Below are 25,253 nucleotides of genomic sequence, written 5' to 3' on the forward strand. Positions count from 1 at the left end.
CAATCCACCGAAATCCGGTTCAATATTCCACACCCGCGCGCGTGGTATCGAATTCTCATCATGAAAGATGACCCGCCGGTTCCCGCCCTGCTGGTCGTCGCAAAGACAACCTATACAGGGAATCCACAATGCGTTTTACAGGACAGAAACTGTCTTCGACCCTTTTGCTCGGCACGGCGCTTGCGCTGGTTTTTGCCGCCCCTCATTTTGCACTGGCGCAGTCCGCAGATGATGCGACAGCAAGCGAAGGCGAAACCACTAAAGCAGTGATCATCGAAGGCGAAGCCACAGTCGAGGCCGGTGACCCAACCCCGCCGGTTTATGCCGGTGGACAGGTTGCCACCGGGACGCGCCTTGGTGCCTTTGGCAACAAAGACACCATGGACACACCGATTGCAGCGACCGGCTACACCAGCGAACTGATCAAAAACCAGCAGGCACGCGACATTTCCGACGTGATGGATAACGATCCGTCGGTAATTAACACCAACGGGTTTGGCACCTTTGCCAATCGTTTCACCATTCGCGGTTTTGACCTGACGGCCGATGACGTCTCAATTGACGGGCTTTACGGCACAGCACCGCGTCAGTCGGTTGCCCTTGAAATGTTCGACCGCGTCGAGGTGATCAAAGGCGCCTCGGGCTTCTTGAATGGCATGGCACCTTCTTCCGGTGGCTTGGGTGGCAACATCAACCTTGTCCCGAAACGTGCCGGTGATAATCCGGTGACCAGCTTCACCGGCAGCTATGGCGCCACCAGCGAAGTCGGCGGACATTTTGATTTTGGCCGTCGCTTTGGTTCCGAAGATCAGTTCGGGGTGCGCACAAACGTCATGCACCGGGTCGGGGAAGCGTCCATCGAGGATGAAGATCGCGAAACGTCACTAGGTTCCATCGCCCTTGATTATCGCGGCAATGACACACGGATCACCTTTGATGCCGCGATCAACAAGCTCCGTGTTGAAGAAGGGCGCCCGACAGTTGCAGCAGGATCGCTGACGTCTCTTCCAAGCGCACCGTCCGGCTCGCACAACTTTGCTGCAGACGGTACCTATAGCGATCTCGAAGACAAATTTGCACAGCTTCGTTTTGAATATGACGCCACCGACAGCACCATGCTTTACACCGCGATTGGCGCGCATAATTCAGATGAGATCGGCGATTATTCGTCTGTCACCCTGACCGGTACGGATGGCTCCGGCAACTTTGGCAGCCTTGCTACTGTTTATGAACGTGACGATGTCAGCGGTGTTGCCGGTATCCGTCAGGAATTCGAAACCGGCCCGGTCAAGCACGAGATCAATGCCGGAACCACAGCGATGTGGCAGGAAGCGCGTCAGAACTACAACTCGGGTTCCAACGTGGCTGGCAATATCTATAACAGCGGCCCATCAACCGTGGCCTTTGGTGACGCCGGGGACGCCAAGCTGAATGCCCACACAATCCTGACCAGCTATTTCATCGCCGATACCCTGAGCTTCATGGATGATAAAATCCACCTCACCGGCGGTGTACGTCGCCAAAATGTCAAATCGCGTGGTTATGACATTTCAACCGGTGCAAAAAATTCCAATTACGATTCTTCGGCCAACTCGCCAATGGCAGGCATCGTTGGCAACGTCACCGATCAAATTTCAGTCTATGCCAACTATATCGAAGGTCTGGCGAAGGGTGAAACCGTCACCAATGCGTCGGCGACCAACCGTGGCGAAACACTTGCTCCGTTCAAGACCGAACAGATGGAAGTCGGTGCAAAGTTTGACTTTGGCACCTTTGGCGGTAGCATTGCTCTGTTCCAGGCTGAAAAGCCTTCTGCCTTTCTTAATTCCAGCAACGTTTACACAACCGATGGCGAACAGCGTAACCGTGGCCTTGAACTGACGGCATTCGGTGAACCGGTTATTGGCACGCGCATTCTGGGTGGCATCACCTTTGTTGATGCCGAACTGACCAAAACCCAGAACGGCACCAACGATGGCAACACCGCACCGGGTGTACCGGAATATCAGGCAACGCTGGGTGCAGAATATGACCTGCCATTCCTTAACGGTGCAACAGTCGGTGGACGTCTGATCCATACTGCCTCGCAATACGTCAATACTGGCAACACGGTCGAAATTCCGTCCTGGACGCGATTTGACATGAGCGCGCGTTACGTAACCGAGCTTTATGATTATCCGGTCACCTTCCGCGCCAATATCGAAAACCTGACCGATAATGACTATTGGGAAACGGCCAGCACCCAGTGGAGCTATATGACCGTGGGCAAGCCGCTAACTGCAACCTTCTCTCTGACGGCCGACTTCTGATCGTCTGAGCTCTCTCATCACGGAGTAGCTCTGTAACAGCAAAGCCGACGGTGATATCGCCGTCGGCTTTTTTCGTGGCGCTTTTACAGGCTGAAACGGGCTGCCTAGAAGTCGTATTCCAGTTCGGTATCCCAGTACAAAAAATCCCGCCAGCTTTCGTGAAGATAGTTTGGCGGGAAGCGGCGTCCTGTTGACTGGAGTTCGTGCATGGTGGGCTGTCCCGGCGTCCTGCGCAGTCGCAGGCCCGCCTCGCGGACCGATCGGCTGCCCTTGAACAGGTTGCAGTCAGAACAGGCCGTGACGATGTTTTCCCAGTTTGTACGTCCGCCCCGCGCCCGCGGGATCACGTGATCAAAGGTCAGCTCGTTTGTCGGCAGACGATCACCGCAATACTGGCACGAAAATTCATCGCGCAGGAACACGTTGAAACGGGTGAAAGCCGGGCTGCTTTTGAGCGGGACATATTCCTTGAGCGATATGACGCTGGGCAGCTTCATTTTAAAGGATGGGGAACGTACTTCGCGGTCATATTCGGAAAGAACATCGACACGTTCAAGAAAGACCGCCTTGAGCGTATCCTGCCAGGACCAAAGAGACAGCGGGAAGTAGCTCAACGGCCGGAAGTCGGCGTTAAGAACAAGTGCCGGACACGCATTGGGCGATAAATGCATATCATCCGCTCCACCGTGTTTACCGAGTCGCTTGCCTTATTTAGCAGGTTCGGGAATCGCTGGTGATGAACATATCATGACGTTTCACCAAACCGGGCGACGCGGCGACGTAAACCACTGATAGAGCAAAGTATAGACCAATTTAGCAAAAGCGCAAAGCCCGTGTTCCGCCGAGTCGCGTTTTATCGACGTCATGCCGCACCATCGCCCCAGAACAGCGCGGGAACCATGCTTGTGCGCGGCACAAAAAAAGCTGCACCACCGGTGATGGTACAGCTTGTTCTGTGGCCGTTTGACAGGCCAGCGATCAGAAAAACGAAAGGCCCGCCAGAAGCGAGCCCTCGTAAAATCTGTCTGTAAAGCAGAAGCCTGAATTAGGCAGCTTTTGCTTCAACAGCTTTGGCGACCTGGCGTTTGATTTTCACCAAATCTGCCGGCAGCTTTGCATTTGCAGTGCTGAGCAGATATGCATCCAGACCACCACGTTTTTCGATGGTGCGGACAGCATTGGTGGTCAGACGCAGACGCACCGAACGACCGAGCGACTCACTAAGCAGCGAGGTCGGCTGCAGGTTCGGGAGGAAACGACGTTTGGTACGATTGTGGGCGTGGCTCACATTCATGCCGACCAAAACGCCTTTGCCGGATACCGGGCAGCGACGTGCCATGACCTGATCTCCTGGTCTATAAATTCGCAAAAGGACGCTTGGCCTGAACATGCAGGCCCGCGCTTGGAAGCGGGTTAATACTGCCTATGACCAATGTCGTCAAGCCTTCATCAACCGAAAACCGCGACAAAAACGCTTATCCGAGCCGATTTGACGATAATCCGTGGTTTGGGTCGGTTTTTACCCAACTCAACCGCACGGAATCTGCATCTTTTCAAACCGGCGCGACAATATCAAAGGCCACAAAAAGCAGCAATCCCCCCATATTCCAGGCACAAATCAACCGATTCCCCCATGACCCGCAACCGATACCCGCCAGAATCGTGTTTTCAACGCCCCTACACAGTTTCGATTCCACATTCCGTCCACAGACGGCACCAAATCACCCCATATGGCACCACTGGCGGATCAATGGTCGATATGGACAGCTGATTGACACGGATCAAAACGCAAAGCTGCAAAGAATGCTAGCTTCAGCACCATGAGTTAAGAAATCCGTTTGGGGAGCATGACGGAACATGAAAACAGATAGCAAAGTATCACTGCCCCTTCTGGGCATTCTGCTGGTCGCGGTCGCAGGCCTGGTTCTTTATCTTGCCGGGTACGTTCTGGCGCATTTCGGCGTGCCTGTCGCTTCCTTCTGGATTTATGTCGCCTTGGCACTTGTTCCGGTTTGCTTCCTTGTACTGATTGATTTCAGTCGCTGATCTGCCCCCAAGACAGAACAGCACAAAAACGGCCGATCACATGATGTGACAGGCCGTTTTTTTTGTGCGCACAGAGACATTATGCCCGCACTCAGGATACCTGTGATATCAGCCGCCCCCTAACGGTCGGAAAGGGATTTCAGCGGCGGGGTATCTTCGACCTGCCAATGGCAATCCAGACAGGGAAGCGCGCCCGGACGGGCAAAGAAATACCCCTGATAGGCATCAACCCCCAATGATTGCAGAAGGTTTCGCTGCTGGTCAGTTTCCACACCTTCGGCAATCACCTGCAAACCGAAACGATGCGCAATCAGGATCGCGCCTTCGATCACCACACGGGCATTCTCGTCCATTTCAAGGATAAAGGATTTGTCGATCTTGACCGCGTCGATCTGAATTTGATGCAGACGCGACAGGGATGAATATCCGGTCCCGAAATCGTCGATGTGAATGCCGATCCCCATATCGAACAAATCATCAATCACCCGGGAAATCATTGATCGCTGGCGTTCTTCAAAGATTGATTCGGTAACTTCGAGAATAAGCCGCGTTGGTACCAATCCCGTTTCACTCAGGATTTGCGCCACCATTTCGGTAAATCCGGGTGCCACAAGCTGACGGATCGAGACATTGACAGCGATCTTTGTTTCGTCATCCCCGCCCGTTGCAGCACAGATTTCCCGACAGGCTGTCCGCATGCACCATTCGCCAATTTCAACGATCAAGGCACTTTCCTCGGCAATCGGGATGAATTCGTCGGGCGGCACAAGGCCAAGCTCATTGCTGTTCCAGCGCAGCAGGGCCTCGTAAGAGACGATCTGGCCATCATCGGCATCGATGACCGGCTGATATTCAAGATAGAACTCACCAATGCCAAGGGCGCGACGAAGGGCCTGATTGATGGCAAGGCGGCGTTCCTGTTCGGTCAGAAGCGTTTTGTCATAGTTGCGCACACTGCCACGCCCGGATCGTTTGACCTCGGCCGCGGCAAGGTCGGCCCAATGGATCAGTTCGGAAATTCCCGGGTTTTTGGCCGCAGCAAACGCCACACCGGTGCTGAACCCGACATGAAGCGAATGCCCGCAAATCATGATGGGCTGGCTGATTGAAGCACGCGCCTTCTCAATCGTATTTTCAACCAGCCCATGCAGCTCGTCATGCGGAGCTGCAAGCACCATCAGGAATTCATCCCCGCCCCAGCGTCCCACCGCGTGCCGATCATCGACATAAGCCTTCAGACGGTCACTGACAATGCGCAGGACCTCGTCACCGATGGCATGACTAAGCCCGTCATTGATCTGTTTGAAGCGATCAAGATCGATGAACAGAACCGCGTAATCAAGGTCATCAGATGATTGGCGTTTCTGATTGAACCAGGCCGCAATGCCATCGCGGTTCAGAATGCCGGTCAGGGCATCATGTTCGACAAGATTTCGGAGTTCCTCAGTCCGTTCTTCGACCCGCGCTTCAAGCGTCGCATTCCAGTTTTCCATGATGCGGTTTTTCTGGCGCAAATCTTCGACCAGACCGTCATTTCGATGTTTCAGCACCAGTGACCGGAACAGGACAACGTGATTGTTCCGATGCGTAACCAGCATCACCATCAAAAAGATGATGGTCATGATGGCAAGAACATAGTTGGCATCGGCCATGACCGTAAAAATGATTACCGGCGGAAACAGAAGCGCCGTCAGATAGAGCCGCCCGACCAGGAATATCGGCGCAAGAATCCCCGTGGCACCGCCCGCCAGACCGGCAAACATGATCAAAGTCATGAACTGGCTTTCGCCGCGCACGATCGGAATTTCAATAATACCGATCACAGCCCACAAGATGGCAGCTGACAGGACACCAAGCGCATATCGCCGCTGCCAGATATGAAAGGCATCGGCATCGAGTTCCGCGACCTTTGCGCGTTCACGATGATAAAGATACCCGCCCCACAGACGAACAGCGCATAAAACAGCAAGGATAACAGACCACCAAACGGTGATCGCAACCAGATCCCCCAGCAACCCCAGAATGATCACAAGGCCGCCTGCCGCGGCAAGATTGACAATAATATTTGCCCAGTTGTTGCGATAGGCAAGATCCAGCAGGTCACGGCGGACCTTGCCGGTGATCTCGTCACCGGCTTGTAGTGCAATTTGGGGATCAACAAATCGGCTTGCGATCTTTTTGACCAAACCGGCACATTTTTCCATCTGGTCTGGTTGCCTCTGACATCGTCGCTTGAACTTACAATCCTATAGATAGGTACTATTCAACGACAACGAGAATATCGACAACAACAAAGATCGGATAAATCCGCCCCCCTGATTTGGCCATCAAAAGAACGGGATCAGGGGTTTCAGCCCCCGATCCTGTTCGTTCACATCAGAAAATCAAAATATTTCAAAGACCTGGCCGGTCTGAAGACCTTCGACCGATTTGGCATAGCCAAGAGCCGCACGGGCAGCTGGCACCGGATCATGGCCGCGGAAATAGGGGGCGTAGCCTTCCATCGCCTCGGTGATGACGCCGGGGCTGACCGCGTTGATTCGATGTCCCGGCTTCATTTCGATGGCCGCCGACTTAACAAATCCTTCGATTGCGCCATTCACCATGGAGGCCGAACTGCCAAACTCGATCGGATCCTTGGCCAGAATGCCGGTGGTCAGGGTAAAGGACGCCCGGTCCGCAACGTAGTCCCGCCCGATCAGGACCAGATTGATCTGCCCGAACAGTTTGTCATCAATCCCGATGCGGTATTTGTCTTCGTCCATGTCGGCGAAATCGCCAAAATGGACCTTGCCGGTGGTTGAAACCACCGCATCCACTGTGCCGACCTTTTCAAACATCGCGCGAATGGAAGCCTTGTCTTTCAGGTCGACATTCACATCACCGCTGTTGCGTGACGCGCGGATGATTTCGTGACGCGGCGACAATTCGGCATCAACACCTTTGCCAATAAGGCCCGATGCGCCGATCAAAAGAACCTTCATGTCATCCTCCTTAGATGAAAACTGCACTGACTGGATGATTTCACAGAACAGTTGGCGCGATAATCTGGATAATCCCCAACCATTCGTTTAGTATTTTAAACAATGAAAGATTATCTCAGTGAAATGCGCAGCTTTGCCGCGGTTATCAAACAGGGCAGTTTCACCGATGCCGCCCGCGCCACCGGCGTGTCCAAGGGCCTGATCAGCCAACATGTCAAACGGCTTGAAGATGTTCTTGGGGCGCAATTGCTGTTTCGGTCGACCCGGAAACTGGAACTGACCGAAACCGGTGCGACCTTTCTGGAATATTGCGAAACGATCACCCAAAGCGCCGATGCCGCGTTCGAAGCGGTCGAAGCCCTGCGCGGGGAGCCGGTCGGCACTGTGCGCATCACGGTTCCCGTGTCGTTTGGCGAGATGTTTTTGCAAGACATCATCGTGGCCTTTCAACAGGCCCACCCACGTATCCAGATCGAAATGGAACTGGAAAACACGTTCCGCGACCTGCAATCAGCCCATATTGATATCGCCATCCGCGCCGGGCTGACCGATGATCCCGATCAGGTCGCCATTCCGCTGGGTCAACTTTCCGAATTGATCTGTGCCAGCCCCGAATACTGGAAAGCCCACCCCAAACCGCAGACGCCGGCCGATCTTGTCCATCACAACTGTCTGGTCAATTTCCAGTATTACAAGGACCGCAAATGGGTGTTCTTTTCCGATGACGGACCAACATCCATCACGGCCGAAGGCAATTTGCGCCTGAACCACTATCCGCTGATCCGCAATGCCACGGTTCAGGGACTGGGCGTTGCGCGTTTGCCGCGGTATGTCGCCATGCCTGAAATTCGCGCCGGTCGGATTGAAACAGCCCTTGAAAATTATCGGTCACCTTTGCGACCGATCTATCTTGTTTATCCCTATCAGGGAAATCTGCCGATCAAGAACCGGCTGATGATCGATTTCATCCGCAACTGGTTTGCCGATCGCCCGGACTTGCTTGAAACCACATCAGCATCGCAAAGCGATCAGAACTGATCCGCCAACAGCCGGACATCATCGGGGCTCATGCCATCTTCGCGCATTGATCGCAGGGTCTTTGACTTGTCGCGTTTGGCAAACCGTTTGCCATCAGGACCAGTCAGAAGCCCGTGGTGGTGATATTCCGGAACGTCATAGCCCAGAAGTTCCTGCAACAAACGGTGCAGATGGCTGGCAAAGAACAAATCCTGCCCGCGGGTGACAAGACTGATCCCCTGAAGATGATCATCATGGGTCACCGAAACATGATAGCTGGTTGGTGTATCCTTACGCGCCAGAACCACATCGCCAAAGATTTCCGGGGTTGCGATCTGTCGCCCGGCGGCGCGGTCAAACCACACCAGTTCGCGCCCGACACGTTTGATCGCGCCATCCATATCCAGTCGCAGGGCAAAGCTTTCCCCGGCCGCAATCCGGTCTGAACGTTCCTGTGCGGAACAATGGCGACATGTCCCGGGATAAAGCGCCCCATCGGGTCCGTGCGGTGCATTGCCGATCCGTTCGATTTCGGCCTGAATGTCCTTGCGGGTACAGAAACAAGGATACAGCAACCCCATTTCCGTCAGGCGATCAAGCACCGCCTGGTAATCGACGAAATGTTCTGACTGAACACGCACCGGTTCTTCCCATCGCAGGCCAAGCCAGGCCAGGTCTTCGAAAATCGCATGCAGATATTCCGGGCGACAGCGGGTTTGATCGATATCTTCGATCCGCAAAAGAAAACGGCCATGCAGCCCGGCCTGTTTCATTGAAAACAGCGCGGAAGCCGCATGGCCAAGATGCAGATATCCGGTCGGGCTTGGTGCAAATCGGGTGATCGCCGTCATCCTTTGCACACCCTGCCCTTACCAGCGGTCGCGGTCACCCGCAGCGCGGTCGCGTGCCTGCCCGCCATCGGCGGGGACATGGCGCATCGGGCGTTTGGGTTGCCGCGCACCCTGTTCATCAAACAGGTCCGAAAGCTCGGCAAGCATTGTACCGCCAAGTTCTTCGGGATCATTGATCGTCACGGCACGCCGGTAATAGCGTGTCACGTCATGGCCGATACCAATCGCCAGAAGTTCGACCGGTGATCTGGTTTCGATCCATTCGATCACTTCGCGCAAATGCCGTTCCAGATAATTTCCGGAATTGACCGAAAGCGTCGAATCATCGACCGGCGCACCATCGGAAATCACCATCAAAATCCGGCGTTGCTCGGAACGACCAAGCAAACGTTCATGGGCCCACAGCAGTGCTTCGCCGTCGATATTTTCCTTAAGCAGCCCTTCGCGCAGCATCAGACCAAGGTTTTTGCGTGCCCGACGCCACGGCGTATCGGCCGCCTTGTAGATGATGTGACGCAGATCGTTCAGGCGTCCCGGTTTGGGGGGCTTGCCACTGTCGACCCAGCGTTCGCGTGACTGACCACCTTTCCACTGACGGGTGGTGAAGCCGAGAATTTCGACTTTCACCCCGCACCGTTCCAGCGTGCGTGCCAGAATATCTGCCGACAGGGCGGCAATCGTGATCGGACGCCCCCGCATGGAGCCGGAATTGTCGATCAGAAGGGTCACGACCGTATCGCGGAAATCGGTATCCTGTTCCTGCTTGAATGACAGAGACGTCGACGGTGTTGCCACGATACGGGCAAGCTTGGCCGCATCAAGAATGCCTTCTTCCAGATCGAAGTCCCAGCCACGGTTCTGCTGCGCCATCAGGCGGCGCTGCAACCGGTTGGCAAGACGCGACACCACGTTCTGAAGGTTGGCAAGCTGCTTATCAAGCATCGCGCGCAACCGCGACAATTCAAGATTTTCGCACAGGTCATCGGCGGTTACGACTTCGTCATATTCGCGCGTGAAGGGCTCATAGCCACGTTCGACCGGTTCGTTCCGACCATCAAATTCCGGCTGCTCACCCGGTCCGGCAGGCTTTTCTTCCTGCGACATGGCTTCAAGCTGCTGGTCGTCGATATCGCCTTCGCCGGCTTCGGCATCTTCGGACCCGGCTTCCTGTTGCTGGTCACTGCCATCGGGTTCGGAATCGTCATTCTGGCCCTGCTGACCGCCCTGACTTTCCATCTCTTCCTGTTCCGGGTCGTTTTCGCCTTCCTTGTTTTCGTCGTCCTCGCCTTCCTGTTCGGGCGGGGCGTCATCAAGGTCGTCTTCCAGCGACAAATGATCAAGCAAACGGCGCATGCCGCGCGCGAAAGCTTCCTGATCATCAAGAACATCACGCAGGTCCGAAAGATCAGCCCCGGCGTTTTCTTCGATATGGGTCCGCCACAGATCAATCAGCGGACGCGCGCTTTCCGGTGCGCGTTCGCCGGTAAAAATCTCGCGGGCCAGCATGCCGATAGCATCGGCAAATGGTGCATCGTCCCGCGATGTCAGGCGATGAAAGTTCTTGGCGTGGCAATCCTGTTCGGCATGGTCACGCAGGTTTTTGCGCACCCCGGGGAAATAGCGTGATCCCACGGCCTCGACCCGTGCTGTTTCAAGCGCATCGTAAACAGCCTGAGCCTCGGCTGTTTCGGGCATGCGTTTGGCATGCAGGGCAACGTCGTGGTGGCGCATTTTAAGCGCCCAGCCATCGGCAATGCCACGCAGGTCTGCGACTTCGTCCTTGGGCAATGCCTGTTTGGGCATGGGCAAACGGACATGTTCGCCATATCCGCCCGGACGCCCGCCTTTGACAAAGCCGACTTCCAGATCATTGCGCCCGGCAAGCGCGCGAAATGTCGCCGCCGTGCCGCGCAAGAACCCGGAAAGAGCCTCATCATTCTTCATCTTACTACTCGCTTGTGGGACCAGCTCGCCAATCTGCTTTAAGGACACGCCTTAGCGCACCATCACATTGATGGCTTCTTCAGGCAGCTCTTCGCCAAAGCAACGCTGATAATATTCCGCCAGGATCGGGCGTTCGACCTCGTCGCAACGATTAAGGAACGTCACCCGGAACGCATAGGAAATATCACCGAAAATCTTGGCGTTTTCGGCCAGCGTAATCACGGTACGCGGGCTCATAACGGTCGAAATATCGCCAGACACAAATCCCTGACGGGTCAGGTTGGCAAGAGCCACCATTGCTTCGATCTTCTCGCGGCCTTCGGCAGTATCAAACGCCGGAACCTTGGCAGCAACGATGTTGGTTTCATCGGCAACCGACAGATAGTTCAGTGTGGCGACAATCGACCAACGGTCCATCTGGGCCTGGTTGATCTGCTGGGTGCCGTGATACAGGCCGGTGGTATCGCCAAGACCAACCGTGTTTGACGTTGCAAACAGGCGGAAATGCGAATGCGGATGGATGACCTTGTTCTGATCAAGAAGGGTCAGCTTGCCATCGACTTCCAGAACACGCTGGATCACGAACATGACGTCCGGACGACCGGCATCATATTCATCAAACACCATCGCGACAGGGCGTTTGAGCGCCCAGGGCAGAATGCCTTCGCGGAATTCGGTGATCTGTTTGCCATCCCGCAGAACGATTGCGTCCTTGCCGATCAGATCGATACGGCTGATGTGACTGTCAAGGTTGACGCGCACACACGGCCAGTTCAGACGCGATGCCACCTGTTCGATATGGGTCGATTTGCCCGTACCGTGATACCCCTGGATCATCACACGGCGGTTGTGGGCAAAGCCCGCAAGAATGGCCAGCGTGGTGTCGCGGTCAAAACGATAGGTCGGATCAGCGACCGGTACATGTTCGCTGCCCTGGCTGAATGCCGGGACTTCCATATCAACATCAATCCCGAACGTTTCGCGCACGGAAATGGTGGTATCTGGGGCATCAAGCGGATGTTCTGCCGCCGCACCCGTCGCTTCGTAACCTTGGCTCATAAGTACTCGCGCATTTCTCGGACCGACGCTGGTGACGCGGTCGTTTCGTTAAACTTGCTCATTAATAGCGGTTTAGGCGCATCACTCAAAGGGAAGATGCGCAAAAAATCTCTATTACCGCAAAAGGTTTGCTCGATAAGACATCCCCGATACGCAAACCGCAACCAGATTGACCAGATTTTTTGGAATTATTGCAGCGGAACCGGCCCGCTTACAGGGTCACGCGGGCCTCAAGATCGCGGATATAGCTCATAAGCGAACTATAGGCCGCGCTGATCTTTTTAAAGCGTTCCTCGGCAACCTTGTCACCGCCATTGGCGTCGGGATGGTATTTTTTGGACAGTGCCTTGTATTTGGCCTTGAGCTCGTCCCGGGTGAACGGCCAGCCAAGATCAAGGGTCGCCATCGCCTGTTGCTGTTCGCTGGGCATGCCAAGGGCACCTGCACGGCGCTGGGCATCTTCGCTTTTGCGGCGCTGCTCGGCACGGGCATCCCCGCCCGGACCATGATGGGTCTGCTCACCGTCTTCGTTAAAGAAGCCGAACCCGTCCTTGAATTTGAAATTGAACGGCTTTTTCGAACCGCGAATATGTCCGAACTTCCAGGTCGGGCGCTGCCAGTGGGTATCGCGACGCACGTCGTTTTCGATATCCTCGGCTTTCATGCCTTCATAATAGTTCCAGGATTTGTTGTATTCGCGCACGTGATCAAGGCAGAACTTGTAATAGTCGCGCAGCTTGCGATCCTTGGGCGCGCGGAATTCACCATGGCCGTCACAGCCCGGCCAATCACAATCGGGCAGGATCGGTTCATTGTGATACAGCGTCTTGCGCTTGTTGCGGTGTCCTCGGTTCATCTGGGTCTATATGTTCTGAAAATCGATGCACGCAATATCATACGGATCGATTAAATGCGATAAAAGGCTTGAAAAACTGCCATTGCGTGCCAGAACCTGTCACACAGTTCAAATTTTGCACCCGATTGCAAACATCCGCAGAAAACAGAGGCCCTTATCATGCAGGTAGCCAATCAGATCCGTGACATTCTGACCGAACATTTCAGCCCGGTCGAGTTACAGATCATCGACGACTCCTCCAAACATGCCGGTCATTCCGGTGCCGATCCACGCGGCGAGTCCCATTTTTCGGTCCTGGTGGTGTCTGAAAAATTCGAAGGTCAGAACCGTGTCAATCGTCAACGCCTGGTTTATGGCGCACTCGACACCCTGCTTAAGGAACGCGTGCATGCGCTGGCCCTGAAAACCATGACGCCCGATGAATACAAGGCGGCGCTTGCCAATAGAACCAATTAAATACAATTCCATATCGTGAAATCAACCTAGACGTTCACCCCGATTAGGCGCAATGCTTGTGACACAAGCCGGTCCGCAAGCATTGCCGGACCGGCACGGATGCCCGCCAATGGCATCTGTTTCAATCGGGAGGACTACGTAATGACTAAACGCCTGCTGATGGCGAGTATTGCGCTTGCCATTTCCGGATCTGCATATGCCCAGGCACCTGCACCGGACAATCTCGAAAAACTTTCAAACTTCCAATCCACCGGCACCACGGAATTCACCGTCATCGAACAGGGCGGCGATTACGCAGAAGGCATCAAAAGGACGCTTGAACGTATCAAGTTGCCAGCCGGTTTCAAAATCGGCCTTTATGCCATCGTGCCAGATGCGCGCCATATTGCTGTTGGCCCGCAAGGTGTCGTGACATTCGTCGGCACGCGCAAGGACAAGGTCTGGTCCGTCACTGACCGCAACAAGGACAGGGTCGCCGACGAGGTCAAGGACTTCGCCCCGTCGCTTCGTTTCAGCATTCCGAACGGTCCGTGCTTCTCGCCCGACGGGATGCTTTATATCGCCGAACAGAACCGCGTGCTGACCTTCCCGGCGGCCGAGTTCTTTTATGAAAGCCCGGATGTCGCGGCCTTTAATGTTGTCAAACAGGGCGACCTGATCCCGCCATCCGAGGAAAGCTATAACCACACGGCACGCGTCTGCAAAATCGGCCCGGATGGCAAACTTTATATCTCGTTGGGGCAGCCCTTCAACGTTGCGCCCGCCGACAAGCTTGATCTGTATCGCGAAGTCGGGATTGGCGGCATCATCCGCATCAATACCGATGGATCAGGGCGCGAAGTTTATACCTATGGGGTGCGGAACTCTGTCGGTCATGACTTCCACCCGGAAACCGGTGAACTGTGGTGGACCGATAACCAGGTTGACGGCATGGGTGATGATATCCCGCCCGGTGAAATCAACCGTCAGACGGCCGCCGGCCAGCATTTCGGTCATCCGTGGTATGGCGGTGGCGATGTTCGCACCAATGAATATGCCGGTCAGGAAGTCCCCTATGACGTGGTGATGCCCGCGGTTGAAACCGTGGCCCATGCCGCTGATCTTGGCATGACTTTCTATACGGGCAAGATGTTCCCGGCCAAATACAAGAATGCGATTTTCTCGGCCCAGCACGGGTCCTGGAACCGCACGACACCTGTCGGTGCACGCGTGATGGTGACCTTCATTGATGCCGAAGGAAACGCCAGCACCGAACCATTCGCCGAAGGCTGGATCGACGAGAATGAAGAATATCTTGGTCGTCCGGTCGATGTTGCCCAGTTGCGTGACGGATCGATCATTGTTTCCGATGATCTGGCCGGTGCGCTGTATCGCATCTGGTATGAGGGCAATTGATGCGTATTGTGATGATCGCACTTCTCGGCGGGCTTTTGCCCGCCGGGACCTTGATGGCCCAGGACGCATCCACAGACCTTCAGGACGGGCGCAAGGTTGCGGGCATGTGCCGCACCTGTCACGGACTGGATGGCAAGGCCCGTATTCCGATTGCCCCGCATATTGGCGGCGAACCGGTCAATTATCTGATCAGTCAGCTTCAGGCATTCAAAACCGGCAGCCGCGAACATGAAATGATGACGGTGGTCGCACGCGGATTATCCGATGATCAGATCGGCAAGGTCGCCCTGTGGTTCAATCATTTCACGATCAATGCCACCCTGCCTGCCGGTACGTCCGAAGACGACGCGCCGGAACTGTGTGTCGGGTGTCATGGTGTAAACGGTATTTCCGAGCTTGATGATGCGCCCAATCTGGCCGGGGAAACTAACATCTATATCGAAACGCAGCTTAAGGCATTCCGGACCGGCAAACGAACGCATGATGTCATGACCCCGATTGCCCAGGATCTTGACGAAACCGAAATGCAGGAAGCCGCCGACTGGTATAGCAAGATCACCATCGACATCACCGACCCGGCGCCAAAGTAAGGCCCCGATACCCCGGTAAATGTGATCAGCTTTCGGGACGCAAGGCCGCCGAAACATCCAAGCCAACGGTCAGCACTGCCAGTGTCTGACCGTTTTCCGGATCCAGAACCGGCACGGTGATCTGTGACAGGAAAGTACGGGTCGATGCATCAAAGCGGATATCATCAATCAGGGCATGTTCGCGATTGATGCTTTGCGCCATTTGATATTGCGGTTCATCGGACTGATCATAGTCCGACGTCAACCGGTTCATGCCGATCGTCTGGCCATAGATATCAAAAACAAAGGCCTCGGCGACCTGTTCCCCGCTTGCCAGCTGAAAGGCGCGCAGGAATTCCGACAAACTGTTGCCCAATATCTCGCGCGCCCTGTTACTTGGCTGACCAAGCCTTCCCATGGTTGACCATTCCTCGTCAATCAGACGGCGCTGATCAGCCGGCAACCGCCCGGGACCAAGCGCCCCGCGCACATTGCGGATCAGATCCGGGGATTTTGCCAATTGTCGAACCATCGGCAACTGAACCCGTTCAATTGCATCGCGTTCCCAGGGTTCAAGATGCATCGGACTGGTTTCGCAAAATTCCAGCACCGTATTCAAACGGTTCACAAGGTCGGGGAATTCCGCCACATATCGTTTCGAGAAATAGACAACCAGTGGCGCATAACGTTCAAACTGAACCTGAAACTGTTCTGCACCAATGCCAAGTTCATTGCGCGCAATTTCAAAACTGTGTTTATCGACAAGCGCGTAATCAACCCGTCCGGCCGCGACCTGTCCGACCAGGGATGCAATCGATGGCACACGGACAAGGTCGCCATATCCCTGCTCGGCCAGCCATTCGGCTTCGTTTGATCCAAGAATGGCACCAATTGTTTCAAACCCGCCGGGTTTGGGCACATTGGCACTGACCGGTTCGGCCGTGCGGCGTGATGGCGATACCCACACCCACTTTTCCAATGCCAGGGGGTTTGACGCCACCGCATATTCATCCATGAATTCACTGATACGCGCCAAAAAGAAGCCATCGGCCTGCCCGTTGCGCACCATTTCCCGGTTGCGCTGGCGCGGTGCGACGGCCAGACCATAACCGACACCGATATGGTCAAAGGCGCAATCAAGCACCGAAACGGAATAACCGCCAAGCGTCCCGTTGCGAAGTTCCTGATACGGGGGATGAAGGTTGGTTTGCAGGATCAGGAAATTGTCCTGACTGTCATTGTCAGGTTGGGCGACCTCAACCGGGCGTGACACGATATCGTTGGCCAAAACCGCCGGGCCAGCAACACAAAGTGCTGCCATCGCGACCAGACCCGCGCCCAGCGCGTGGCGGGCCGCATCGCGCAGCAGACCGTTTCTTCCCTTATTGTTGTTTTTGGTTATTCCAGCACGCCGTAGGATTGTCATGAGTAACCCGCAAAAACACGTGACGGACCGATTTTGTTGATATTGGGCCCATCGACGGAACTTGCAAGATCGGGCCATTTCCCGGGACGAGGTCGATGCTTGTTGCCACCAGTTCCCGGTAGTTATTTGTCGCCTGTATAGAATTCCGGGGCAATGCGCTTGACCGCGGCGCCATCACTGCGCCACCCATGACAGGTATTGATCAACGGCATCCGGCGGGCCGGTTTTGATGCGCCGTCATCTGACGGGTCGTCCTGTTTTTTGGCTTCCAGTGACTCCCGGGCCAGGATCGGGAACACGGTCTGAAAGGCGGTGGTTGCGACCGGCCCCATCAATTCATTGAGATGGGTACAGCCATGCACGCCGCCGACCCGATCGCGGATCTGTTTGCGCAACCCCGGACCAAGTTTCAAACCGACCAGATTTTCGTAATTCGGGGTGATTGCGTCGCAGCCATGGAACGGCGCGTAATCGGTGACGGCTTCGACGGCACGGATCACCAGATCATCACCAATTGTCACGCGGATCCACATGCCATGTACCGGTTCGCCGGGCGGAATTTCGCCGCGATCATCATTGGTAAAGGCATAGGTTTTGATATCGGTAATGTGACCTTCGATATCCCACAGGCCATCCTTGCGGCGAAACCCCTGACAGGTGACGGTGCGGGTATGAATATGGTCTCGATCTGCGGGGCGGGACAATGGCATGGGAACTCTCTCCTTTACGTAAACGTAAAGACATTCCCCTATGCGCTGTCAAGCAACAAAGCGTGTCGCAGTGCGACATCCAGGCGGTTTCGGGGCAATGCGCACCCCGAAATCCGCCATGCAGGATCGGCGAATTACGGCGCGATCCGATGCAACTGTGATGGGAAACAATCGTCAGGCGACGCCGTAATCGGACCCGAAAATGAACTTTTCGCGTTCACGAACATCTTCTTCGAGCTGGGCCTTCACCACGTTAAACAGATCGCGGATCGACACCATGCCAATGACCTTGTCCCCGTCAACAACGGGCAAGTGACGATATCGCCGCGCACTCATCAGATCGAGTGCGTTCATTGCGGTATCGTTGGGACCAAGGGTATCGGGATCGGCTGTCATGACCTTTGAAAGTGGCACATTGGCCGCATCAAGCCCCTTGCCCACCACACGGTTCACCAGATCGCGTTCTGTGAAAATTCCGGCAAGCTTGGCCTGATTATCAACAATGATCACGGCCCCGATCTTGCGTTCGGTCATAAGGTTCACGGCATCCATCACGGAATCGGCGGGATTGAGTGTCGCGAGCGATTGCTCCTTGACCACACCTGGAACGATTTTCGTATCCATTCATCTCTCTCTGCAGATTGCTGTTGCCACATGCCCAAACCCGATCGGATCATCTGGTCCTGCATCGCAAGTCATTGCAATGCAACGGGGCCCTCATTTGCAAGTGGCCCTGCAATCCTTTGGGTCAAGACCTTGAACCAAGATTTTAACCCATAAGTGGAGAAACTTAAAACATTTTGCGCGACAAAGGATCAAACGGCATCGCCGGTTGGCAATGCCGTTTTGGCGGTTTTATTCCTGATCCTCGGAGGCCAGATCAGTGACTTCGTTCATGCGAACGCGGGTGATCTGGTTGCGGATACGGCGCAGAACTTCGAATTCGAACCCGTGGAACCGGAACTGCTGACCGACATCGGGAATGCGCCGGGTTTCATACAGCAAAAGACCGGCAACCGTTGCGGCTTCTTCGTCTGGCAAACGCCAGCCAAACCGGCGGTTCAGGTCGCGGATCGTCACATCACCACGCACAATCACCGATCCGTCTGCCTGCGGCAGGACACCGACAACCTCGACATCGGTTTCATCGGCAATGTCGCCGACGATTTCTTCAAGAATATCTTCAAGCGACACAACCCCTTCGAACGCACCGTATTCGTCAACGACGATGGCAAAATGTTCGTGCCGCTCCTTGAAGGCCTTGAGCTGGTCGGCAAGGGTTGTTGAATCCGGAATGAACCATGGTTCGGCACTTAGTGCGCGCACATCTGATGCATTGGCGGGCTTTGCACCGCGGACAATCGCCTTAAGAACCTCGCGGGCATGAAGAACACCAACGATATTGTCGGGGTCTTCTTCATAGATCGGAATACGGGTATGCGGACTTGCCAGAACCGTATCCAGAATTTCTTCCATCGGGCGGGTGATATCGATCATCTGCACCTTGCGACGATGGACCATGATTTCCCAGACACCGACATCTTCCAGATCAAGCACGCCATGCAACATGGTGCGTTCGGCATGGTGGTTTCCGACCACGACGTCATCGGCATGCAGTTCGATCGCGCCACGCAATTCGCGTTCGCTGTCCAGTCCCGGACCTTCGCCACTGCCAAACAGGCGCAAGGTTGCCTGCACGATCACCTGAATGCTTTGGGTGACCGGGGCAAAGATCACGACAAGGATGCTCATCGGGCGCGCAACCCGCAATGCCATGGTATCGGCATGTTGCAGGGCATAGGTCTTTGGCAGGATTTCCGAAAAGATCAGAACAAGGGCGGTCATCACGGCGGTCGCATAAACAACGCCGTTTTCCCCGAACAGTTCGATCATCACCGACGTCGCCAGGGCCGAGGCCAGAATATTGACCATATTGTTGCCCAGCAGGATCGCCCCGATCAGGCGTTCCTGATACTGGCGCAGTCTGTTAACGATCCCTGCACGCTGATCACCATCCTGTTCCTTGTGATGCATCACAGGACGTGACGCAGCCGTCAGCGCGGTTTCCGAGCCAGAAAAGAATGCCGATAACATCAGCAGGAAAAAAATCACGATAATCGTGATTGTCATTCAGGGTCGTCTCCAAAGGGTGATCTCAGCCGGACTACTTTGTCCTGTGTTCACCTATAAGGTCAATTGTCGTTAAACAAGTTAACGACATCACAAATTGCAAAAAAGCAATCCCGACGTCCTTTCGCCCGAAAAAGGCGACAAGCCGTCGGGATCGTTATTGTTAGCGGCGGCAGGAACGGGTAATCGCGGCGCGCATTTTCTCGACATCCATTGCCTTGGATGTGAATGCCTTGCCGATACCGCGGGTCATGACAAAGGTGATTTCACCATCGCGGACCTTTTTGTCACGCGACATGTGACCGATCACCTTGTCGATATCCCAATGCATGCCGGTAACTTCGGACGCCGCAACCGGAAGCCCGACCGATTTCAGATGGGAAACGATCCGGTCCTTTTCACCGGCCGGGGCCAAGCCCATTGCACCGCAAACGTCATGGGCAATCACCATGCCCATGGCAACGGCTTCGCCATGCAGAAGCTTTTCGCCATACCCGGTTTCGGCTTCGAAGGCATGACCGAATGTGTGGCCAAGGTTCAAAAGCGCGCGCTTGCCGCCTTCGCGTTCGTCTTCGGAAACGATCCGTGCTTTTGCCGCACAGCTTTTAATTACGGCCTGTCGGCGTTCGGGGCCGTCCGTCGACAGAACCGCCTGACCGTTTTCTTCAAGCCAGGTGAAAAATTCCGGATCATCAATCAGACCGTATTTGACCACCTCGGCATAGCCCGAACGAAGTTCGCGTGCCGGAAGGCTGTCAAGCACCGCTGTATCAGCCAGAACCAGACGCGGCTGATGAAATGCCCCAACAAGGTTCTTGCCCGATTTGGAATTGATCCCGGTTTTGCCGCCAACCGAACTGTCGACCTGCGACAGAAGGGTCGTCGGGATCTGGACGAAATCAAGCCCGCGCAGCAGTGATGCGGCAACATAACCGGCAAGATCACCGACAACACCGCCACCAAGGGCGATGATCAGGGTCGATCGTTCAATCCCCATTGCCAGGATCTGTTCGACGACATCTTCGAACACGGCAAAGCTTTTGGATTTTTCACCTGACGGCACGATGACTTCGCGATGCGCAATCCCTGCTCCGTCAAGCGATGTCAGAACCGTTGCCAGATGATGTTTGGCCACCACGGCATCACTGATCACGACGACACCGGCCTTTTTGACGAACGGTGCGATATATTTGGCGGTATCGGCCAAAAGGTTGCTGCCAACAAGGATGTCATAGCTGCGCGCGCCAAGTTCGACGCGAAGGGTGTCGTGATTGCTCACTCTCAGGTTCCTGTCTTGATAAGTTGACCGTCATCGTCAAAGGATTTCGCCAACAGTTCGAGAACGGCGTCCCGGGTGGCTTCCTTTGAAGATTCATCACAGTCAAAAACAATGTCTGCCCCGGCATAGACCGGATAACGCGTTTCGATCAGGTTCGCCAGAATCTCGCGCGGGTCGCCGCTATTGAGCAACGGACGGTGGGTCCGGCCACTTGTTCGATGCAGCAGCAATTCAAGATCGGCACGCAGCCAGACAGATATGGATTTTTCAAGAATAAGGTCGCGGGTGCGTTCGCGAATAAACGCGCCGCCACCGGTTGCCAACACAATCGGTTCGCCATCAAGCAAACGGGCTATTACACGTTCCTCACCATCGCGAAATGCCTCTTCGCCATACAGCTTGAAGATATCGGCAATCGAGCAGCCGGCGGCTTCTTCGATTTCGCGGTCGGCATCGACAAAATCCAGTTTCAGTTCCTTGGCAACCATCCGGCCGATGCAGCTTTTTCCAGCCCCCATAAGCCCGATGAAAACCAGTGTCCGGCCCTTAAGGCCGTTACGGATTTTGGCGATCACGTCTTCGTGCAAACCCGACTCGGCAATGTTGCTGTCCATGTTCGGTTTGCAGTCCTGTAGTTCAATCGGTTGATATACAAATTACCCAATTCTTTAGGGCAGCTGAACCCCGAACGCAAGCAAACCGCACATGATCGACGACAAAAAACATCCGTCGATTTTGCATTCTTCGTCACATCGAAGATGTTGACCGCGCATTTTGGCTAATGATGTTGCGGGGCGTTTATTAACCCTCTGTGAGGAACAGCGCCCTATACTGCCTTGAAGTTGCCGGATTGAAATGCCATCCACGCGGTTTGATAACGCCACGGCGCGAAGAAAACCGGTGGGAAAATATCTTTGATGCAGGCTGGTCAGGCGGTCATGAGAACAAATGATCGGCCCTTACTTTCCGTTTCTTGCATCTTTGATTTTCGTGGCCATACTGGTAGCTGCGTCATTTGCTTAAACGCTTCGAAGTCTGGATTAAAATGAGAATCTTATCGCGCATCATCCTGTTGCTGGTCATCGCTGTGATTGTTGGCGGTGCGACGTTCCTTGTTACCTGGGACATTCCGGCACCGACCCCCCAAATCGAAGAAACCATCCCGAATTCGAGGTTCAATTAAGATGACGTTGCGTTCCCGCCTGCTGATACAGACCTGTTTACTGGCCATGATGACGGGAACGGGTGTTATCGCCTCTTCTGCGCATGCCCAGACATCGGCCCCTGTGCCGCTGTTTCTCAAACAGGAAGCAGAACGGGACGCAGAACAACGATCTTCTGATCCGGTATCCTCCCCGGACAGTGGCACGGTATCCCAGGGCGGTTTTGGTGCCCCGGCAACCGGGACGCAACCATCGCCCTTCCCCTCCGATCCGAACGCGGTTCAATCACTGTCACTTGGTGCTGTTGATGCCGAGGCGGTCGGGACCCTTGACCGTTCGCGCGGCGGACTGGGCATTGACATGTGGAACGGGGCGACCCGCAAATCCGCAGCCAAGCTGATTTCCGACCTGCCTGCCACACCGGCAACCCATGCCGCACGCGACCTTCAGGTCCGCCTGTTGCTGTCTGCGGCGGCCCTGCCACAAGATTCCAGGGATATCAGCCTGCTTGATGCCCGCGTTGCCAAGCTGATCAATATGGGCGCACTTGACGAGGCGATTGAACTTGTTCGCGCCACACCACAAGGGGCGCGCGGTGAATTGCTTGCCGAGGCCGAGGTCAATGCCCTGATGATCGGGGCACGCCTTGATGAAGCCTGCGCTGCGATCGAAAGTTACAGCGCAAGCTATGACCAGATGTTCTGGCTCAAGGCGGCGGCGATGTGCGCATTTTATGCCAATGATCCGACCGCTGCTGCGTTTTCGGTCGATCTTGTTCGTGAAATGGACGGGGAAAAGGACGCCACCTTCTTTGGGCTGGTTGCGGCCATTCGAAGCGGCACGGTAGTCAAACCCGACCTTCTTGAAGAATTGCGCCCGATCGATCTGGCACTTCTGGCAATTGCCAAACAGGCCATCCCGACCAGCCAGCTTGAATCAGGTAATCCGACGGCCATCATCGGCATTGCCAATGCCGATGCCACCCCGACCGATGTTCGCCTTGAAGCCGCGCGCAAGGCCGAAAGCCTCGGTTTGATTGATGCAGCCAAACTTGGCGAAATCTATGGTTCGGTCAGTTTCGAAGCCGGTGCGCTTGAAAATGCCCTTGATGATGCCGCCGAAGGCATCCAGGCGCGGCAATTTGCCAAACTCTATCAGGCCGCGGCCCAAAGTGACGTGCCTGCGGCACGCGCCGAAATTCTTGCCGCGCTTTATGACACCGCCCAGATCGAAGGCGATTTCATGCAGGCCGCCCGACTGAGCGCACCATTGCTGGCAGACATTCCGGTCAATGGTGATTTTTCATGGTTTGCGGTCGCCGCACTTAAGGCATCCTTGGCGGCAAACAGCCTGGAACGTGCTGCTAACTGGCTTTCGGTGGCGAAAAATGGTGCCAATCCGGGCAATGACATCGCATCGCGGCTTAGCATGCTTTATCCGGTTCTGGCCATTTCCGGCCTTGAAGAAACCGGGGCCATCCCCGCATCGGAACAGGTTTCCCAAGCGGAAAACAACGCGCCATTCGGCCTTGACGCCACCGGATCCAACCAGCACATGATCCCCCAAAGCTTTGGTCTGGGCGGTGCGGTTGCACCGGTAAGCTCGATGGCATCGGCAACCGTGATGCCCAATTCGACGTCCCCCGAAGACATTCAGAAGGCAACCGATCGGGCTGCTGCCCTTGCCCGTCATCGGGCGCGAATGGTCGAATGGCAGGAAATGCAGGCCGCACGCGGTGATCAGGCCGCGGCAAAACGCTATGCCGAACTGGTTTACACCCTGTTTGAAGGGTTCGGGATCGAAGTTCCCGCCGGGCTTTGGGACAGTCTTCTGAGCGCGCCCTATGCCGAGGACCGCCTGACGATCAGCAGTGCGGTTGCCCATAATCTGGCGGCCTCAGCGAGCGCACAGCACAAGGCCAAAACCGTCGCCATGGCCATTCAGGCACAGCAAATTGCCAATGCCCCGAATGCCGATCCCAAGGTTCTGGCAGATACGGTTGCCGCCCTTGAAATGGTTGGACTTCATAGTGATGCCCAGCATTTGGCGACTGAACTGTTGCTGTCATTTGATCAGTAATGGAACCCGGCCATGGCCAAGGCACCGACAAGTTCGCTGATATCGGCCTTTCTTGAAATGTTGGCAGCAGAGCGTGGCGCCAGTGCGCACACGCTTGATGCCTATCGCCGTGATCTTGAAGATTACGCAGCATCACTGTCGGCGGGAAAATCCGATCCGGTGCGTGCAGGTGATGCGGATGTGCGGCGCTATATGTCGCAACTGGGCGCGGCCGGGCTTGCCCCGCGGACACAGGCACGGCGCCTGTCGGCCGTACGTCAGTTTCACAAATTCCTGTATTCGGACGGGTATCGCAATGACGACCCGTCATCAAATATAGAAAGCCCGCAACAGGGTCAGACATTGCCCAAATTCCTGTCGATTGACGAAATCGACCGCCTGATTGCCACCGCGTCTGATCATCCGGGCATCAAGGGCAAGCGTCTTCTGGCGATGGTGGAACTGATGTATGCGACAGGCATGCGTGTTTCCGAACTGGTCGAACTGCCCTATGCCGCTGCGGCCCGCGATCCGCGGATGCTGATTGTCCGGGGCAAGGGCAGCAAGGAACGGCTGGTACCGCTGTCTGATCCGGCACGTGATGCGATGCGCGATTATCTTGATGTGCGCGATGCCTTCATTCCATCAGACAAATCAACCGGCCATGCCGACCGGCCGGGGCAATCCTCATACTTATTTCCGTCGCGCGGTAAAACCGGGCATCTTACCCGTCAGATGTTTCTGAAAATGATCAAGGATCTGGCGATTGAAGCCGGAATTGCGCCGTCACGTGTATCGCCGCACGTACTGCGCCATTCCTTTGCCAGCCATCTTCTGGCCAACGGGGCCGATTTGCGGTCCCTGCAAAAGATGCTGGGCCATTCCGATATTTCGACCACACAGATTTACACCCATGTTCTCGAGTCCCGGCTTCGCGGGCTGGTGCAGGAACATCATCCGCTTGCGCGCGTCAATGCGACCTGATCCGGGGTCGGGATCAT

General features: G+C 55.3%; 24 protein-coding genes. 10 read left to right on the forward strand and 14 right to left on the reverse strand.

The features are described from left to right. Positions 1–128 precede the first annotated feature (128 nt). Positions 129–2,309: a TonB-dependent receptor gene (locus SIB88_RS19550; protein ID WP_412558872.1), complete on the forward strand. Its 2,181-nt coding sequence runs from the start codon at positions 129–131 to the stop codon at positions 2,307–2,309. 104 nt (positions 2,310–2,413) lie between these two features. Here the strand turns inward: SIB88_RS19550 and SIB88_RS19555 are convergent, their stop codons facing one another. Together SIB88_RS19555 and rpmB are read right to left on the reverse strand one after the other, a co-directional pair. Then, the gene (locus tag SIB88_RS19555; protein WP_068519752.1) at positions 2,414–2,980 is read right to left on the reverse strand and encodes an HNH endonuclease; all 567 of its coding nucleotides are present in this window, start codon (positions 2,978–2,980) and stop codon (positions 2,414–2,416) included. A gap of 374 nt (positions 2,981–3,354) precedes the next feature. Beyond that, on the reverse strand, positions 3,355–3,648 hold the full coding sequence (gene rpmB, locus SIB88_RS19560; RefSeq protein WP_008889909.1) for a 50S ribosomal protein L28: 294 nt from the start codon (positions 3,646–3,648) through the stop codon (positions 3,355–3,357). 86 nt (positions 3,649–3,734) lie between these two features. Between rpmB and SIB88_RS19565 the strand changes: the two genes are divergently transcribed. Together SIB88_RS19565 and SIB88_RS19570 are read left to right on the forward strand one after the other, a co-directional pair. Further along, positions 3,735–4,133, forward strand: a complete 399-nt coding sequence (locus tag SIB88_RS19565) for a hypothetical protein (RefSeq protein WP_412558873.1) — start codon at positions 3,735–3,737, stop codon at positions 4,131–4,133. Between the two features lie 33 nt (positions 4,134–4,166). Further along, the gene (locus SIB88_RS19570) at positions 4,167–4,355 is read left to right on the forward strand and encodes a hypothetical protein (RefSeq protein WP_068519754.1); all 189 of its coding nucleotides are present in this window, start codon (positions 4,167–4,169) and stop codon (positions 4,353–4,355) included. Between the two features lie 119 nt (positions 4,356–4,474). Here SIB88_RS19570 and SIB88_RS19575 read toward each other — a convergent pair whose 3' ends face one another. Beyond that, positions 4,475–6,559 carry a putative bifunctional diguanylate cyclase/phosphodiesterase gene (locus SIB88_RS19575; RefSeq protein ID WP_412558874.1) on the reverse strand — a complete coding sequence of 695 codons (2,085 nt, stop codon included), beginning with the start codon at positions 6,557–6,559 and terminating at the stop codon, positions 4,475–4,477. Between the two features lie 180 nt (positions 6,560–6,739). Then, positions 6,740–7,339 (reverse strand): short chain dehydrogenase, encoded by a 600-nt coding sequence (locus SIB88_RS19580; RefSeq protein WP_412558875.1) that lies wholly within the window; start codon positions 7,337–7,339, stop codon positions 6,740–6,742. Between the two features lie 102 nt (positions 7,340–7,441). Between SIB88_RS19580 and SIB88_RS19585 the strand changes: the two genes are divergently transcribed. After that, positions 7,442–8,377: a LysR substrate-binding domain-containing protein gene (locus SIB88_RS19585; RefSeq protein WP_412558876.1), complete on the forward strand. Its 936-nt coding sequence runs from the start codon at positions 7,442–7,444 to the stop codon at positions 8,375–8,377. On the opposite strand, the gene gluQRS is transcribed toward SIB88_RS19585, so the two are convergent. The 4 genes from gluQRS to SIB88_RS19605 form a co-directional block, all read right to left on the reverse strand. After that, positions 8,368–9,207: a tRNA glutamyl-Q(34) synthetase GluQRS gene (gluQRS, locus tag SIB88_RS19590; protein WP_412558877.1), complete on the reverse strand. Its 840-nt coding sequence runs from the start codon at positions 9,205–9,207 to the stop codon at positions 8,368–8,370. The genes SIB88_RS19585 and gluQRS overlap by 10 nt on opposite strands. Before the next feature lie 18 nt (positions 9,208–9,225). After that, positions 9,226–11,151: a cobaltochelatase subunit CobT gene (cobT, locus tag SIB88_RS19595; protein ID WP_068519758.1), complete on the reverse strand. Its 1,926-nt coding sequence runs from the start codon at positions 11,149–11,151 to the stop codon at positions 9,226–9,228. Between the two features lie 51 nt (positions 11,152–11,202). After that, positions 11,203–12,210 (reverse strand): cobaltochelatase subunit CobS, encoded by a 1,008-nt coding sequence (gene cobS / locus SIB88_RS19600; protein ID WP_412558878.1) that lies wholly within the window; start codon positions 12,208–12,210, stop codon positions 11,203–11,205. Positions 12,211–12,421: 211 nt separating this feature from the next. Continuing rightward, positions 12,422–13,066, reverse strand: a complete 645-nt coding sequence (locus tag SIB88_RS19605) for a J domain-containing protein (RefSeq protein WP_068519760.1) — start codon at positions 13,064–13,066, stop codon at positions 12,422–12,424. Positions 13,067–13,225: 159 nt separating this feature from the next. Here SIB88_RS19605 and SIB88_RS19610 point away from each other — a divergent pair, with 159 nt between their 5' ends. The 3 genes from SIB88_RS19610 (at position 13,226) to SIB88_RS19620 (ending at position 15,507) form a co-directional block, all read left to right on the forward strand. After that, positions 13,226–13,522 carry a BolA family protein gene (locus SIB88_RS19610; protein ID WP_068519761.1) on the forward strand — a complete coding sequence of 99 codons (297 nt, stop codon included), beginning with the start codon at positions 13,226–13,228 and terminating at the stop codon, positions 13,520–13,522. A 141-nt stretch (positions 13,523–13,663) separates the two neighbouring features. Continuing rightward, a complete protein-coding gene (locus tag SIB88_RS19615) occupies positions 13,664–14,917 on the forward strand; it encodes a PQQ-dependent sugar dehydrogenase (protein ID WP_068519762.1) in 1,254 nt (417 codons plus the stop codon). Next, positions 14,917–15,507: a c-type cytochrome gene (locus tag SIB88_RS19620; RefSeq protein WP_412558879.1), complete on the forward strand. Its 591-nt coding sequence runs from the start codon at positions 14,917–14,919 to the stop codon at positions 15,505–15,507. The genes SIB88_RS19615 and SIB88_RS19620 overlap by 1 nt, the downstream gene beginning before the upstream one ends. Before the next feature lie 25 nt (positions 15,508–15,532). Here SIB88_RS19620 and SIB88_RS19625 read toward each other — a convergent pair whose 3' ends face one another. From SIB88_RS19625 to SIB88_RS19650, 6 genes are all read right to left on the reverse strand, one after another. Further along, on the reverse strand, positions 15,533–16,912 hold the full coding sequence (locus SIB88_RS19625) for a hypothetical protein (protein ID WP_412558880.1): 1,380 nt from the start codon (positions 16,910–16,912) through the stop codon (positions 15,533–15,535). 122 nt (positions 16,913–17,034) lie between these two features. After that, complete coding sequence (locus SIB88_RS19630; RefSeq protein WP_114113126.1) at positions 17,035–17,622, reverse strand: DUF2889 domain-containing protein; 588 nt, start codon at positions 17,620–17,622, stop codon at positions 17,035–17,037. Positions 17,623–17,796: 174 nt separating this feature from the next. Continuing rightward, positions 17,797–18,246, reverse strand: coding sequence for a CBS domain-containing protein (locus SIB88_RS19635; protein ID WP_068519766.1), 450 nt, complete (start codon positions 18,244–18,246; stop codon positions 17,797–17,799). Between the two features lie 231 nt (positions 18,247–18,477). After that, complete coding sequence (locus SIB88_RS19640; RefSeq protein ID WP_412558881.1) at positions 18,478–19,752, reverse strand: HlyC/CorC family transporter; 1,275 nt, start codon at positions 19,750–19,752, stop codon at positions 18,478–18,480. 163 nt (positions 19,753–19,915) lie between these two features. Then, a complete protein-coding gene (aroB, locus tag SIB88_RS19645; RefSeq protein WP_288348619.1) occupies positions 19,916–21,031 on the reverse strand; it encodes a 3-dehydroquinate synthase in 1,116 nt (371 codons plus the stop codon). Between the two features lie 2 nt (positions 21,032–21,033). Further along, a complete protein-coding gene (locus tag SIB88_RS19650; RefSeq protein ID WP_068519769.1) occupies positions 21,034–21,645 on the reverse strand; it encodes a shikimate kinase in 612 nt (203 codons plus the stop codon). Positions 21,646–22,076: 431 nt separating this feature from the next. Between SIB88_RS19650 and SIB88_RS19655 the strand changes: the two genes are divergently transcribed. From SIB88_RS19655 to xerD, 3 genes are read left to right on the forward strand one after another with little or no spacing between them, the layout of a single operon-like run. Beyond that, positions 22,077–22,214, forward strand: coding sequence for a hypothetical protein (locus SIB88_RS19655; protein WP_412558882.1), 138 nt, complete (start codon positions 22,077–22,079; stop codon positions 22,212–22,214). Position 22,215: 1 nt separating this feature from the next. Continuing rightward, positions 22,216–24,273: an antifreeze glycopeptide gene (locus tag SIB88_RS19660; RefSeq protein ID WP_412558883.1), complete on the forward strand. Its 2,058-nt coding sequence runs from the start codon at positions 22,216–22,218 to the stop codon at positions 24,271–24,273. Positions 24,274–24,285: 12 nt separating this feature from the next. Beyond that, positions 24,286–25,236, forward strand: coding sequence for a site-specific tyrosine recombinase XerD (gene xerD / locus SIB88_RS19665; protein WP_412558884.1), 951 nt, complete (start codon positions 24,286–24,288; stop codon positions 25,234–25,236). Positions 25,237–25,253: the final 17 nt, after the last annotated feature.

Origin of the sequence: Thalassospira sp. MIT121401 (assembly GCF_047125595.1) — a bacterium.
GTDB classification, from domain to species: Bacteria; Pseudomonadota; Alphaproteobacteria; order Rhodospirillales; family Thalassospiraceae; genus Thalassospira; species Thalassospira povalilytica.